General features: G+C 74.1%; 10 protein-coding genes. 7 read left to right on the top strand and 3 right to left on the bottom strand.

Going from position 1 to position 14470, the window contains the following annotated elements:
- Positions 1-142 precede the first annotated feature (142 nt).
- A complete protein-coding gene (locus ABD324_RS10375; protein ID WP_344414967.1) occupies positions 143-1996 on the top strand; it encodes a transglycosylase family protein in 1854 nt (617 codons plus the stop codon).
- On the opposite strand, the gene ABD324_RS10380 is transcribed toward ABD324_RS10375, so the two are convergent.
- Positions 1993-2631, bottom strand: coding sequence for an HAD-IA family hydrolase (locus ABD324_RS10380; protein ID WP_344414969.1), 639 nt, complete (start codon positions 2629-2631; stop codon positions 1993-1995). The two genes, ABD324_RS10375 and ABD324_RS10380, sit on opposite strands and share 4 nt — an antisense overlap.
- Positions 2632-2688: 57 nt before the next feature.
- On the opposite strand from ABD324_RS10380, the gene rsmA reads away from it, so the two are divergent.
- The 6 genes from rsmA (at position 2689) to ABD324_RS10410 (ending at position 9738) form a co-directional block, all read left to right on the top strand.
- Positions 2689-3540 carry a 16S rRNA (adenine(1518)-N(6)/adenine(1519)-N(6))-dimethyltransferase RsmA gene (gene rsmA, locus ABD324_RS10385; RefSeq protein ID WP_344414971.1) on the top strand — a complete coding sequence of 284 codons (852 nt, stop codon included), beginning with the start codon at positions 2689-2691 and terminating at the stop codon, positions 3538-3540.
- A 71-nt stretch (positions 3541-3611) separates the two neighbouring features.
- A complete protein-coding gene (locus ABD324_RS10390) occupies positions 3612-5081 on the top strand; it encodes a DHA2 family efflux MFS transporter permease subunit (RefSeq protein ID WP_344414973.1) in 1470 nt (489 codons plus the stop codon).
- 9 nt (positions 5082-5090) lie between these two features.
- Positions 5091-6065 carry a 4-(cytidine 5'-diphospho)-2-C-methyl-D-erythritol kinase gene (locus tag ABD324_RS10395; protein ID WP_344414975.1) on the top strand — a complete coding sequence of 325 codons (975 nt, stop codon included), beginning with the start codon at positions 5091-5093 and terminating at the stop codon, positions 6063-6065.
- A gap of 13 nt (positions 6066-6078) precedes the next feature.
- On the top strand, positions 6079-7851 hold the full coding sequence (locus ABD324_RS10400; protein WP_344414977.1) for an ABC-F family ATP-binding cassette domain-containing protein: 1773 nt from the start codon (positions 6079-6081) through the stop codon (positions 7849-7851).
- 100 nt (positions 7852-7951) lie between these two features.
- On the top strand, positions 7952-8905 hold the full coding sequence (locus tag ABD324_RS10405) for an ATP-binding cassette domain-containing protein (RefSeq protein ID WP_344414979.1): 954 nt from the start codon (positions 7952-7954) through the stop codon (positions 8903-8905).
- Positions 8902-9738 (top strand): ABC transporter permease, encoded by an 837-nt coding sequence (locus ABD324_RS10410; RefSeq protein ID WP_344414981.1) that lies wholly within the window; start codon positions 8902-8904, stop codon positions 9736-9738. The genes ABD324_RS10405 and ABD324_RS10410 overlap by 4 nt, the downstream gene beginning before the upstream one ends.
- A gap of 91 nt (positions 9739-9829) precedes the next feature.
- On the opposite strand, the gene ABD324_RS10415 is transcribed toward ABD324_RS10410, so the two are convergent.
- Positions 9830-12895 carry an AfsR/SARP family transcriptional regulator gene (locus ABD324_RS10415; protein ID WP_344414983.1) on the bottom strand — a complete coding sequence of 1022 codons (3066 nt, stop codon included), beginning with the start codon at positions 12893-12895 and terminating at the stop codon, positions 9830-9832.
- A gap of 46 nt (positions 12896-12941) precedes the next feature.
- A complete protein-coding gene (locus tag ABD324_RS10420; RefSeq protein ID WP_344414985.1) occupies positions 12942-14306 on the bottom strand; it encodes a dipeptidase in 1365 nt (454 codons plus the stop codon).
- Positions 14307-14470: the final 164 nt, after the last annotated feature.

The raw sequence follows: 14470 nt of genomic DNA on the forward strand, positions 1-14470 counted from the left end.
CCCCAGCATCGGCGGCGCGACGTGTGACCGTGTGCTCCCCGATGCACGGTCACCGTCGCGACGTCACCTCCTGCCCGGTCCGACGAGCGTCTGGATGCCAGTGGTCGACGTTTCTGCGCGCGCGCGACGCCGCGCGGTCCGAGTGCGCCTCGGACTGGAGCCCGTCGACCGGCCCGAGGCCGTCGACGGGGCTCCCGCGGGACCCTGGCTCGAGTACGACGAGGCCACCGACGACGCGTCGGACGAGGCCGCGGAGTACGTCCCGGGCTCCTGGTGGGAGGACGCCGAGGCGCAGCTCCGCGAGCAGGGGCCGGATCCGGCGCTCCCCGGTGAGCCCTTCACCGCGCCCCTGCCGGTCGTGCCGCGTGAGGTCCCGCGGGACCTCACGCGCACTGGGCTCGGGGCGGCACTCGACGGCGCGGCCTCCGGCCGGGCGGCCCTCGACCGGGCGTCGGCGAACCGTTGGGTGCTGGACCGGACCGGGCTGAACCCCGCAGGTCCGGTGGAGCGCCCGGCGCTCGACCCGCCGACGCTGGAGCCGGGCCGCTGGTTCGACGAGACCCCCACCGGTGACCTGCCGCGGATCACCGAGAACACCGGCCGGATCTCCGCCCCGGACGTCGCGGCTCCCGTCGTGGCCCTGCCCGCCGTGGACGAGCCGGAGACCGGCGCCCTTCCCGTCGTCCCGGCTGCTGCTCCCGCCCCGGCCCCGGTCGTCGACCTGGTGGAGCCGGAGACCGAGGCGATCCCGGTCCTCCCCGACGTCCCCGACGTTCCCGCGGGACTCGCCGGGCAGCCCGAGGCCGCCGAGTCGATCGCCGAGCCGGTCGCGAAGCCGGCCCGGCGGCTCCCCGAGCCCCGCAGGGCCACCACCCGCCGGTCCGGCGGCGTCGGCGGCCGGGCCCTCGTCCTCGCGGTGCTCCTCGTCCTGGTGGGCGGCAGCGCCTCCGCGCTCGCGATGGACAAGTCGATCACCGTGACCGTCGACGGGCACGACCGCACGCTGCACACCTTCGCGGGCGACGTGCAGGGCGTCCTCGCGGCCGCCGGCGTCTCGACCTCGCCGCAGGACCGCGTCGAGCCCGCTCCGGCGACCCGGCTGGCCAGCGGCGACCAGGTGATCGTCAACCGGGCCCGGATGCTGACGCTCACCGAGGGCGACCAGACCCGCAACGTCTGGACCACCGCGTCGTCGGTGCAGGACGCGCTCGCCGGCCTCGGCGTGAACGTCAAGCCGATCCAGATGTCGCTCGCGCCGGACACCGCCATCCCGATGAACGGGCTGGACGTGCGCATCGAGGTCACCCGCGCCGTCACGCTCACGGACGGCACCGGCGCCCCGCAACAGCTGACCACCAACGCCGGGACGGTTGCGGGCCTGCTCGCGGACAAGGGCATCTCGCTCGGCCCGAACGACGTGTCCGTGCCGAGCAGCGACACCCCCGTCACGGACGGCCTGGCCGTCCAGATCGTGCGCAACGGCGTCGGCGAGGTCGTCGAGGTCCGCAAGACCGACGCGCCGGTGCAGGAGATCGAGGACCCGGACCTGCCCCGTGGGCAGAAGCAGGTCGTGGACCCGGGCAAGCCCGGCGAGCAGACCGTGATCATGCGGGTGCACGTGCAGAACGGCCAGGAGGTCCGGCGGGAGCAGATCCGCGCCGGCGTCAGCACCCCGCCGAAGCCGAAGATCGTCAAGATCGGTACGAACGACACCAAGCCCGAGGTCCCGGCGATCTCCGACGGCGCGGTCTGGGACAAGCTCGCGCAGTGCGAGTCCGGCGGGAACTGGGCCATCAACACCGGCAACGGCTACTACGGCGGCATCCAGTTCGACGCCTCCACCTGGCGGGCCTACGGCGGCACGCAGTACGCGCCGCTGCCGCACCAGGCCACCCGGGAGCAGCAGATCGCGGTCGCGACCAAGATGCGGGACGCGCGGGGCGGCGGCTACGGCGCCTGGCCCGCCTGTGCGCGCAAGCTCGGCCTGCCGCGTTAGGTCAGGGCCGCGGCGAGGTCCCGCAGCAGCTGGTCCTCGCCGGTCACCTTGATCGCCCTCATGCCCAGCGCGGCGGCGGGCTTGCAGTTGATGCCCAGGTCGTCGAGGTAGACGCACTGCTCGGGCCGGACGCCCAGGCCGTCGCACGCCAGGCCGTAGATCCGCGGATCGGGCTTGCGCACGCCGACCTTGCTGCTCTCCACGACGTGGTCGAACCGTGCGATGACGTCCGCGATCGCCTGCGCCTTCGCGGCGGTGGCGGACATCTGGGCGCCGTGCCCGGTCGGCATGTTGTTGGTGATGCAGCCGAGCCGATAGCCGTCGGCGCGCAGCCGGTCGATCGCCTCGACCACGCGCGGCCGGAGGTCGCCGGAGAGCAGGGCGAGCACGTCCCGGCCGGGGAGCTCGTAGCCGAGGGCGCGGGCCTCCTCGGCGAACACGACGTCGAAGGTGTCCGCGTCGATCTCGGCCCGCTCGAACAGGGCCCAGGCGTTGCCGTCCGGGTTCAGGGTGTTGATCCGGCGGACGAGGTCGTGGGGCAGGCCGCGCTCGGCCTCCATCCGGTTGAAGGCCTCGAACGGCGACGTGGTGACCACGCCGCCGAAGTCGAAGATCACGGCCGTCCGCTCGTTCATGCATCCGTATTACCGGGTGCCGGGGGTGGCGTCGAGACCAGCGGGGATGATGTGGGCGTGAGCACGCCCGAAACCTCCCGCCTCCTCGGTCCCGCCGAGGTTCGGGCGCTGGCCGAGCGGTTCGGGATCCGCCCGACCAAGCGGCTCGGGCAGAACTTCGTGCACGACCCCAACACCGTCCGGCGGATCGTGAAGGCCGCCGATCTCACCCCGGACGACGTGGTGGTGGAGGTCGGGCCGGGCCTGGGCTCGCTCACGCTGGCCCTGCTGCCCGTGGCCGCGCACGTGCACGCGGTGGAGATCGACCCGGCGCTGGCCGCGGCCCTGCCCGGCACGGTGGCGGAGTTCGCGCCGGCGCTCACCGACCGGCTGACCGTCACCAACCTGGACGCGATGAAGGTCGCGAGCCTGGATCCCGCGCCCACCGCCGTCGTGGCCAACCTGCCGTACAACGTCGGCGTCCCGGTGCTGTTGAGCCTGCTCACGGCCCTGCCGAGCCTGGAGAAGGGGCTCGTGATGATGCAGCAGGAGGTCGTCGACCGCCTCGCCGCGGGGCCCGGGAGCAAGACCTACGGGGTGCCGAGCGTCAAGCTCGCCTGGTTCGCCGCCGCCCGCAAGGCAGGGCCGGTGCCGCGTGCGGTGTTCTGGCCGGTCCCGAACGTGGACTCCGGGCTGCTCGCCTTCACCCGCCGCGAACCACCACCGGGCGCGGACCGGGCCGCGGTGTTCGCGCTGGTCGACGCGGCCTTCGCGCAGCGGCGCAAGGCGCTGCGCCCGGCGTTGGCGGGCTGGGCGGGCTCCGCCGCGGCCGCCGAGGAGACCCTGCGCGCGGCCGGGGTGGACCCGATGGCGCGGGCGGAGACGATCGACGTCGGGGCGTTCGCGCGGATCGCGGCCGCGCGCCCGTAGACAACCCGGGCGGAAACTGTCGGGGGTCGGGCTTACGCTTTCGCGGCGAACCGAACCCGATGAGGTGACTCATGGCCGTCAGCGAGAGCGGCATCCGGACGGAGACGTCCACCCCCAGTCCCTGGCCCGCGCTCTGGGCGCTGGTGGTGGGCTTCTTCATGATCCTCATCGACATGACGATCGTGTCCATCGCCACGCCGGCCATCCAGGCGGACCTGGGCGCGAGCGTCGACTCCGTGGTGTGGGTGACCAGCGCGTACCTGCTGGCCTACGCCGTGCCGCTGCTGATCACCGGCCGGCTCGGGGACCGGTTCGGCCCGCTGCGGATCTACCTCGTCGGGCTCACGGTGTTCACCCTCGCCTCGCTGTGGTGCGGGCTGACCACGTCGATCGGGATGCTGGTCGCCGCCCGCGCGGTGCAGGGCCTCGGCGCCTCGATGATGACGCCGCAGACCATGGCCGTGATCACCCGGACGTTCCCGCCGAACAAGCGCGGCCAGGCGATGAGCCTGTGGGGCGCGGTCGCGGGCGTCGCCACGCTGGTGGGCCCGATCCTGGGCGGTGTCCTGGTCGACGGGCTCGGCTGGGAGTGGATCTTCTTCATCAACGTCCCCATCGGCGTGATCGCCTTCGTGCTGGCGCTGCGGCTCGTGCCGGCCCTGCCGACGCACGTGCGGCGGTTCGACTGGATCGGCGTGGGGCTGTCCGCGGTCGGCATGTTCCTGCTGGTCTTCGGCATCCAGGAGGGGCAGAGCTACGACTGGGCCGTCGGGGTGTGGGCGATGATCGCCGCCGGCGTCCTGGTGCTCGCCGCCTTCGTGTGGTGGCAGAAGCGCAACCGGGTCGAGCCGCTGATGTCCCTGTCGCTGTTCCGGGACCGCAACTTCAGCCTGTCCAACATCGCGATCACGACGGTCGGGTTCAGCGTGACCGCCATGTCCTTCCCGATCACCTTCTACTCGCAGGGCGTGCTCGGGCTCACCCCCACCCGCTCGGCGCTGCTGCTGATCCCGATGGCGGTGTTCTCCGGGATCCTGGCGCCCTTCGTCGGCCGGCTGACCGACCGGGCGCACCCCCGGTGGATCGCGGGCTTCGGCCTGCTCGCGTGGGCCGTGTCCCTGGTGTGGCTGGCCGCCGTGATGAAGCCGAGTGCCGCGATCTGGACCCTCGAGCTGCCGATCGCGCTGCTCGGCATCGGCAGCGCGTTCGTCTGGGGCCCGCTGGCGACCACGGCCAACCGCAACTTGCCGCCCCAGCAGGCGGGCGGGGGCGCCGGCATCTACAACACCACCCGCCAGATTGGTGCGGTACTGGGCAGCGCCGGGATCGCGGTGCTCATGCAGTCGCGGATCACCGCGGAGCTCGGGGGAGGGGCCGGCGCACCGGCCGGGGAGACCATCTCGTCCATCCCGCCCGCGCTGCACGGCCAGTTCACCACCGCGATGTCGCAGGCCTTGCTGCTGCCCGCGGGGGTGCTGCTCATCGGGTTCGTGGCGGCCCTCACCTTCACCGTGAGTCTGAGGCCCGATCGCGGTCAGTAGGGTTGGGTGGTGCTCTCCGCCGTCCGGCCCCCGGTCACCGTCCGCGTGCCCGCCAAGATCAACCTCCATCTGGCGGTCGGCGGCGTGCGCCCGGACGGCTTCCACGACCTGGTCACGGTCTTCCACGCGGTGAGCCTGTTCGACGAGGTGGCGGTGTCGGCCTCGGACGAGCCGGGGCTGGAGGTGCACGGCGAGGGCGTCTCCGAGGTGCCCGTCGACGACACCAACCTGGCCTGGCGCGCCGTCGACCTGCTGGCCCGGCACTCCGGCCACGATCCGGACGTCCGGGTGGTGCTGCGCAAGGGGATCCCGGTCGCGGGCGGGATGGCCGGCGGCAGCGCCGACGCCGCGGGCACGTTGGTCGCGCTGTCCACGCTGTGGAAGCTCGACCTCTCCCGGGACGAGCTCGGCGAGATGGCCGCGCAGCTGGGCAGCGACGTCACGTTCGCGCTCCACGGCGGCACGGCGCTGGGCACGGGCCGGGGCGAGCAGATCGTCCCGGTGCTCTCCCGGCACCCGCTGCACTGGGTGATCGCGCTGGCCCGCCGCGGGCTGTCCACCCCCACCGTCTTCGGCGAGCTCGACCGGCTGCGGGGAGACGAGGAGCCGCCCGAGCGGCCCGTCGAGCCGGTGCTCGGCGCGCTCGCCCAGGGCGATCCGCGCCAGCTCGCGCTGTCGCTGGGCAACGACCTGCAGGCCGCCGCCGTGAGCCTCGCGCCGGACCTCCGCCGCACCCTGCGCGCCGGGGTCAACGCCGGGGCGCTCGCCGGGATCGTCTCCGGATCGGGGCCGACCTGCGCGTTCCTCTGCCCGGACGCGGAGTCCGCGGTCGAGGTCGCGGCCGAGCTCGCCGGCGTCGGCGTCTGCCGAACGGTCCGGGTGGCCCACGGCCCGGTCCCCGGCGCGCGGGTGGTCGACGCGGACGAACCGCCACCCGCGCCACCGGCGCCCGGTGGATCCTCCTGGCCCCCTGCCCGAGCATGAAGGTGGAGTCCTGATGGCCGGCCAGAACCTCGTCAACCTCGAGAGCGTCACCGCGCACGTGCCGGGGGACGCGTCGCGCGTACTGCTCGACGCCGTGTCGCTCGGTGTGGAGCGCGGCGAGCGCGTCGGCGTCGTGGGGCTCAACGGTGGCGGCAAGACCACGCTGCTGGAGGTGCTGTCCGGGCGCCGCGCGCCGAACGACGGCCGCGTCTCCCGCCTCGGCGGCCTGAAGCTCGCCTACCTCACGCAGGGGGACGACTTCCCGCCCGGCTCCACGGTGCGCGACATCGTGCTCGCCCACTACGAGGCGGACCACGAGTGGGCGTCGGACGCGAAGGCGCGGGACGTGTTGGGCGGCTTGGGCATCCGGGACCTGGAGCGGTCGACGGACGGGCTGTCCGGCGGGGAGAAGCGCCGGGTCGCGCTGGCCCGCGCGCTGCTCGGCGAGCCCGATCTCGTGGTGCTCGACGAGCCCACGAACCATCTCGACATCGAGGGCGTCACCTGGCTCGCGGAGCACCTGATCGCCCGGCGCTGCGGCGTCGTGGTCGTCACGCACGACCGCTGGTTCCTCGACTCCGTCTGCACCCGGACCTGGGAGGTCGCGAACGGGCAGGTGGAGAGCTACCTCGGCGGCTACCAGGACTGGGTGTACGCCCGCGCGGAGCGCACCAAGCAGGCCGACGCGGCGGAGGCCCGTCGTCGGAACCTGGCGCGCAAGGAGCTGGCCTGGCTGCGCCGCGGGCCGCCCGCCCGGACGTCGAAGCCCCGGTACCGGATCGAGGCCGCAGAGGCCCTGATCGCGGACGTGCCGCCGCCGCGGAACTCCGTCGAGCTGTTGAACTTCGCCACGAACCGGTTGGGCCGCACCGTCCTGGAGCTCGAGGACGCGACCGTCACGATCGCGGACCGCACGCTGCTGGACCACCAGACCTGGCGGCTCGGCCCGGGCGACCGGATCGGGATCGTCGGGGTGAACGGTTCCGGGAAGACCACGCTGCTGCGGGCTCTGACCGGCGAGCGCCCGCTCGACGGTGGGAAGCGCGTGCAGGGCACCACGGTGCAGCTCGCGCAGCTGACCCAGGACCTGGTGGACCTCCCCAAGGACATGCGCGTCCTGGAGGCGGTCGAGGCCGTGGCCAAGTACGTGCGGTTCGGCAAGGAGGAGATGACGGCCTCGCAGGTCGCCGAGCGCCTCGGCTTCCCGCCCGCGCGGCAGTGGACTCCCGTCGGCCGGCTCTCGGGTGGCGAGCGCCGCCGGCTGCAGCTCACCCGGCTGCTCATGGCCGAGCCGAACGTCCTGCTGCTCGACGAGCCGACGAACGATCTCGACGTCGACACCCTCACCAACCTCGAGGACCTGCTCGACGGCTGGCCGGGCACGCTGATCGTGGTCAGCCACGACCGGTACCTCACGGAGCGGGTGTGCGACACGGTTGTCGCGCTCTTCGGCGACGGCAGGATCACGCACCTGCCCGGCGGGATCGAGGAGTACCTGCGCCGCCGGGCGGCCGCGGGCGTGGACACCAGCGCGCCGCAGGTCGGCCCGGCCCCGAAGACGGTCAGCGCGGCCGACCAGCGGGCCGCCCAGAAGGAGGCGTCCCGCCTCGAGCGGAAGATGACGCAGCTGACCAAGCGCGCCGAGCAGCTGCACGCCAAGCTCCTCGAGGCCGCGACCGACCCGGCGAAGCTGATGGAGCTGGGCGCCGAGCTGAAGAGCGTCGAGGCCGAACAGGGAACCGTCGAACTGGAGTGGCTCGAGGCGGCCCAACGCGCCGAGGCCTGACCCCGAGTTGGGGGTCGGTGACAGCGCTCTGACAGGGGGCGCACAGGGATGACAGGGCGCTGTCAGCCCGATGGCAGCGGGGGCCTGCAGTCTCGGCAGCATGAACGACACCGTCATCCGGGTCGAGGGTCTGGTGAAGACCTTCGGCTCCACGACCGCGCTGGCCGGGATCGACCTGGCCGTCCGCCGGGGATCCGTCCTCGGCCTGCTGGGGCCCAACGGCTCCGGCAAGACCACCACCGTCCGCATCCTCGCGACCCTGCTCCGCCCCGACGGCGGGAAGGCCGAGGTGCTGGGGCACGACGTCGTCTCCGACGCGTCCTCGGTCCGCGGCCTGATCGGGCTGACCGGCCAGTACGCCGCCGTCGACGACGCCCTGACCGGCATCGAGAACCTGCGGCTGATCGCCCGGCTCCTCGACCTCTCGCGCCGCGACGCCAAGGCCCGCGCCGACGAGCTGATCGAGCGCTTCGGCCTCGCCGAGGCGGCGTCGCGCCGGGTCAAGACCTACTCCGGCGGCATGCGGCGCCGGCTCGACCTGGCGGCGAGCCTCGTCGGGCGCCCCGAGGTGCTGTTCCTCGACGAGCCGACCACCGGCCTGGACCCGCGGCACCGCAACGAGGTGTGGGAGCAGGTCCGCGAGCTCGCCGCCGAGGGCACCACCGTGCTGCTCACCACGCAGTACCTCGAGGAGGCCGACCAGCTCGCCGAGGACCTGACCGTCCTCGACCACGGCCGGATCATCGCCTCGGGGACCCCGGCGTCGCTGAAGGCCGAGATCGGCGGGCAGCTGCTGCACGTCCGGCCGCTGCACCGGACCGATGTCGCCGCCGTCGCGACCCTGCTCACCCAGTTCACGGCCGAGGCCCCGGCGATCGACCCGACCGGCGAGCTGACCGTCGCCGGCGATCCCCTGCTGCTCAACGGCCTGGGCAATGGGCTGGTCGAGGCCGGCATCCCCGTCGCCGAGCTCGGGCTGCGCCTGCCCAGCCTCGACGACGTCTTCCTCACCCTCACCGGCCGCCCCGCAGAAGAAGAGGAGGTCGCGGCATGACCGCCACCACCACGACCACCGCTCCCGCCCCCAGCTCCCTGCCCGAACCCGCTCCGAGAACCGGAGCCAGGCACGGGCCGTCGACCCTGCGCCACGGCCTCACGCTGGCCTGGCGCGGCATCGTCAAGACGATCCACTCGCCCGAGGCCCTGATCGACGTCACCCTGCAGCCGGTCATCTTCCTGCTGCTGTTCGTGTACGTATTCGGCGGCGCGATCGCCGGCGACACCTCCGCCTACCTGCAGTTCGCGCTGCCCGGCGTGCTCGTGCAGACCGTCATCTTCGCCTCGGCGGGCACCGGCACCGGGCTGGCCGACGACCTGCACACCGGCATCTTCGACCGCTTCCGCAGCCTCCCGATCTCCCGGTCGGCCCCGCTGATCGGCGCGATCGGCGCGGACATCTCCCGCTACGCCACCTCCGGGCTGATCATGCTCGGCTTCGGCGCGATCCTGGGTTTCCGGACGTCGGCGGGTCCGCTCGCCATCGTCGCCTCGCTGCTGCTGGTGATGGCCTTCGCGTTCGCCCTCTGCTGGGTGTTCACGGCGCTGGCGATGGTCGTCAAGGAGCCCCGTTCGGTGCAGGGCATCGGCGCGATGATCTCGCTGCCGCTGACCTTCGGCAGCAACGTGTTCGTGCCGGCCAGCACCATGCCGGGCTGGCTGCGGGGCTGGGTCAACATCAACCCCGTCTCGAAGACGGCCGACGCCGTGCGCGGGCTGCTGCTCGGCGGCCCGGTCGCGGGCCCGGCGCTGACGGCGTTGATCTCCGCCGCGGTGATCACGCTGGTCTTCGCCCCGCTCGCCGTGTTCCTGTACCGCCGCCGGACCTAGGAGGAGGTGGGGGCCGGCGGCGGGCGGTGGACGCCACCGGCGCCCCGCACGGAGTACCCGCACTCGTCCGTCTGCATACCGGCCGCGCCCGTCACCCGACGGGCGCGGCCCCGTGCGTCACGGCGTCGAGCAGCCAGTCGAGCTCCGCGGCCCGGCGGTCCCGGTCCGGCCGCGCGGGCAGCGCACCGACCGTCTCCACGGTGCTGACGACGTCCGGGTTCCCCAGGTCGAGGGTCCCCCGCCGGTCCTCGGCGACGGCCAGGGCGCGCGCCGCCCCCGGCACGTCGCCGGTGAGGAGCAGGTAGCGGGCCGCGACCTCCGCGACCGCCCCGATGACCGGGCCGTCGCGGCTCTCGCCGGCGAACCGCACCGCGTCCATCAGGTACTTCGACGCCGCGGCCGGGTCGCCGGCGTCGAGCTCGACCTGGGCCTGCTGCACCAGGCAGAACGCCTTGCGTTGCGGGATCGCCATCCCGCCGCCGCGCACCGGGTCCACCCGGGACAGCCGCCGCCGGGCCGCGTCGAGGTCGCCCTCGCGCCGCTCCAGCTCCGCCAGCGACACGTGCACCATCTCGACGGACTCGAAGGTTCCCTCGCGCACCATCCCGAGCGCCTCGGTGAGGAGCTTGCGGGCCAGCGCCAGGTCGCCGAGGCGCATCGCGAGGCCGCCGCGCTGGATCATGAACTGGGGCAGGTCGTCGTCGTTGGCGAGCTCGGTGGCCAGGGCGATGGCCTCCTCGTAGGCGGTGATCGCGGCCTCGGAGTTGCCCCCGAGGGCCTCCAGCTCGCCGAGTGAGTTCAGGGCGACGCCGAGGCCGAAGCGGTCGCCGAGCGTCGAGAACAGCGCGTGGGCCCGGCGCAGGTGGCTGCGCTGCGCCTCGATCTCGCCCAGGTTCTCGGCGATCGCGCTGCGCACCTGCAGGGCGAAGGCCCGCACCCAGGGATCCGGGTGGTGCTCGGACACGTCGACCATCGGGCCGTCGTTCTCCACGGTGAAGGCCTCGCTGACCGGCCCGATCAGCTCCAGGATCGGATGACGCGGCCGCGGGAGCGTCTCGGCGAGCTCGAGGGCGGCCGCGACGTGCCGGATCGCGTCCTCGACGCTCCCGCGCCCGACGGCTTCGAGGGCCCGGAACGCGGTGACCCTCGCCAGCGGGTCCCGCGGCGCCGGTCCCTCCAGGCGTGCGACCTCGCGGATCCACGTCACGGACTCGTCGACGGCCCCGCGGATCAGCCAGGACCAGAACATCCCGGCCGCGACCCGGTAGGCGGTGTCGACGTCCTCCTCGGTGATCGCGCGGCGCAGGGCGCCGGTGATGTTGCCGGCCTCGGCCCGCAGGACGCCCACCGCCCGCAGCTGGTCTACCGTCCTCAGCTTCGGCTCGGCCTCCTCCACCAGCGCGACGACCCAGGCGGCATGCGCGGCGACCGTCGCCGCCCGCTCGCCGGACTCCGCGAGCCGCTCGGTCGCGTACTCGCGGATCGTCTCCAGCATCCGGTAGCGGGTGGGCGCGCCGTCCGGCTGGGGGACGGCGACCACGAGCGACTTGTCGACGAGCCCGGTGAGCAGCTCGAACACGTCCAGGTCACCCGCGCCGCACACCTCCTCGGCCGCGGCGAGGGTGGCGCCGCCGGAGAACGTGGCGAGCCGGCGGGCGATCGCGCGTTCGCCCTCGTCGAGCAGGTCCCAGCTCCAGTCGACGACCGCGCGCAGGGTCTGATGTCGCGGCAGGACGGTGCGGGCACCCGTGGTGAGCAGCCGGAACCGGTCGTCGAGCCGGGCGAGGATCTCCTCGGGCGAGAGCGTGCGCAGCCGGGCGGCGGCGAGCTCGATCGGCAGCGGCTGGCCGTCGAGGCGGCGACAGATCTCGCGCAGGACCTCGTCGTCCGACGTGAAGGTGGGATCGACGGCCACCGCGCGGTCCGTGAACAACCGCACGGCGGCGACGTCGTCGAGTGCCTGGACGGGATGAAGCCGCTCGCCGGGCACGGACAGCGGCTCGCGGCTGGTGGCGATCACCCGCAGGTGGGGGCAGCGGTCCAGCAGGGTCGCGGCGAGCGTGGCGGCGGCGTCGATCAGGTGCTCGCAGTTGTCCAGCACGACCAGCAGCTCGCGCCGCCCGATCGCACCGGCGAGGCGTTCGGTCCCGTCCTGGACCCGGTCCTCGGTGCGGATCAGCAGCTCCGGCGTGCCGACGGCCGCGAGCACGGTGTCCGCGAGCTGCTCGGCGCCCGTGAGGGGCGCCAGCTCGGCGACGACGACCGGGTACCGCACCTCGCCGACGGCCTCGCGGGCGAGCCGGGTCTTCCCCGCCCCTCCTGGGCCGACCAGGGTGACCAGTCGGGCGTCGTCCACGGCCTGGCGGAGCCGGGTGACGTCCGCGTCCCGGCCCACGAAGCTGGTCAACGAGTGCGGTGCGCCCGCGCGGGCCGGGCGCGCGGGGGCGGTGCGCAGGACGTCGAGCCGCGCGGTTTGCAGCTCCTCGCCGGGATCCACGCCCAGCTCGTCGACCAGCCGGTCCCGGGTCCGGTCCAGGACGGCCAGCGCGTCCGCCTGCCGGCCCGCGGCGTGCAGGCTCCGGGCGAGCGCCGCGGCGGCGTTCTCGTTGAGGGGCTGCTCGTCGAGCAGGGCCGTGAGCGGGCCGATCGGGCCGGTCCGGCCGGCGGCGAGGTCGAGCTCGGCCGCGCGCACGATCGCGCCGGACCGCTGGTCGGTGAGCCGCGCCGCCGCGGCGTCGGCGAAGGGCAGCCGCCGGACGTCGGACAGAGCGGGCCCGCGCCACAGCGCCAGCGCCTCGCCGACCAGCCGGCGGGCGGTCGTGGGATCGGCCGCGCGGGCCTCGGCGAGCCGGCGCTCGGCGCAGACGGCGTCGACGTCGTCCGGGGCGACCTGGAGCCGGTACCCGCCGGGCACGGTGGCCACGAGCTCAGGCCCGAGCGCCCGGCGCAGCCGCGAGACCAGGGACTGCAGCGCGTTGCCCGCGCCGTCGGGTGGCTCGTCGCCCCACAGGTCGTCGACCAGGGTGTCCGCGGGCACGGTCCGGCCGGGGCTCAGGGCGAGCCGCGCCAGCAGGCCGCGCAGGCGCAGGCCGGTGGGCGCGACGTCGGCCCCGGTGGCATCCCACGCCGCCACCGGTCCCAGCACGCCGATCCGCATCGGTCCAGTCTGCCGTGTCGCGACGGAACCATCCACCGATATATCGTCACATATCGGTGACGCGCAGCTCCTCGAGGAAGAACGCCTCGGCCCGGACACCGGTCGCGAACATCGACAGCGACAGGCTCTCGTCGATCCCGTGCCAGCGGCTCGACGGGTCCCCGACCCCCGTGACCAGCACCGCGGCACCGGGGAAGGTCCGGGCGAACTCGGCGATGAAGGGGATCGAGCCGCCGATCCCGGTCTCGACGGTGGTGTTCCCGTAGGCCTCCGTGAACGCGCGCCGGGCGGCGTCGTAGGCGCTGCCGGTGGCGTCGAGTGCGACGGGTTCGGCCACCCCGCTGCCCGGCGTGATGTCGACCTTCGCACCCCACGGCACGTGCGCGCGCAGGTGCGCGGACAGCTTCTCGCGGGCGCCGAGGGTGTCCTCGCCGGGGGCGAGCCGCATGCTGACCATCGCGCGGGCCTTCGGGAGCAGCACGTTCGCGGACTCGGCGACCGACGGCGCGTCGATCCCGAGGACGGCGATCGCGGGCTTGTGCCACACGCGCTCGGCCAGCGTGCCGGTGCCCAGCAGCTCCGCGCCCTCGACGAGCCCGGCCTCCGCGCGGAAGGCCTCCTCGGGCATCGTCACCGCGGCCGCGTCGGTGCCCTCGTTGCGCTGCAGGCCGTCGACAGCGACCTCGCCCTTCTCGTCGTGCAGGCTGGCCAGGGCATGGGTGAGCGCGGTGAGCGCGTCCCCGACCGGGCCGCCGAACACGCCGGAGTGCAGCGGGCGCTCGAGCAGCGACACCTCGACGACCACGTCCACCAGCCCGCGCAGGCTCGTGGTCAACGCGGGGACGTCGACGGCCGGGTTGGCGGAGTCCGCGATCACGATGACGTCCGCGGCGAGCAGCTCGTGATGCTCGGCCAGCAGCGCCGGCAGGGTGGGGGAGCCGGACTCCTCCTCGCCCTCGACGAACAGCGTGACGCCGACCGGCGGCCTCCCCTCGTAGGCGCGCAGCACCGCGAGGTGGGTCATCACGCCGGCCTTGTCGTCCGCGGCGCCGCGGCCGTAGAGCCGGCCGTCGCGCCCGGTGGGCTCGAACGGCGGGCTGGTCCACTGCTCGTCCCCACCCGTGGGCTGGACGTCGTGGTGCGCGTAGAGCAGCACGGTCGGCTGACCCTCGGGCGCGGGCCACTGCGCGACGACGGCGGGCGCCCCACCATCCGCCCGGATGATCTGCACGGACGCGGGGTTCAGCGCCCCGGCGAGCTCGGCCACGGCGGCGGCACTCGCCTCGGTGTCCGCGGCGTGCGCCGGATCGGCCCAGATGCTGGGGATCCGCACCAGCCGCTCGAGGTCGGCGCGGGCGCCCGGGATCACGGCCTCGACGGCCGCGGCGATCGAGTCACGGGAGGAGGTCACGGCCGCCACCGTACTCCCGGACGCCCGCCCCCGATCCCGGCGAGCCGCCCGCCCTCACCCCCGCGAGTCGGCACTATCGGTAGGCCGAAACACACATCTGCGACGTCGCCGGCGTCACATTCAGCCTCCGGAAAGTGCCGACTCGCGGGCCTGAAAGTGCCGAC

Origin of the sequence: Pseudonocardia ailaonensis (assembly GCF_039531635.1) — a bacterium.
Classification (GTDB): domain Bacteria; phylum Actinomycetota; class Actinomycetes; order Mycobacteriales; family Pseudonocardiaceae; genus Pseudonocardia; species Pseudonocardia ailaonensis.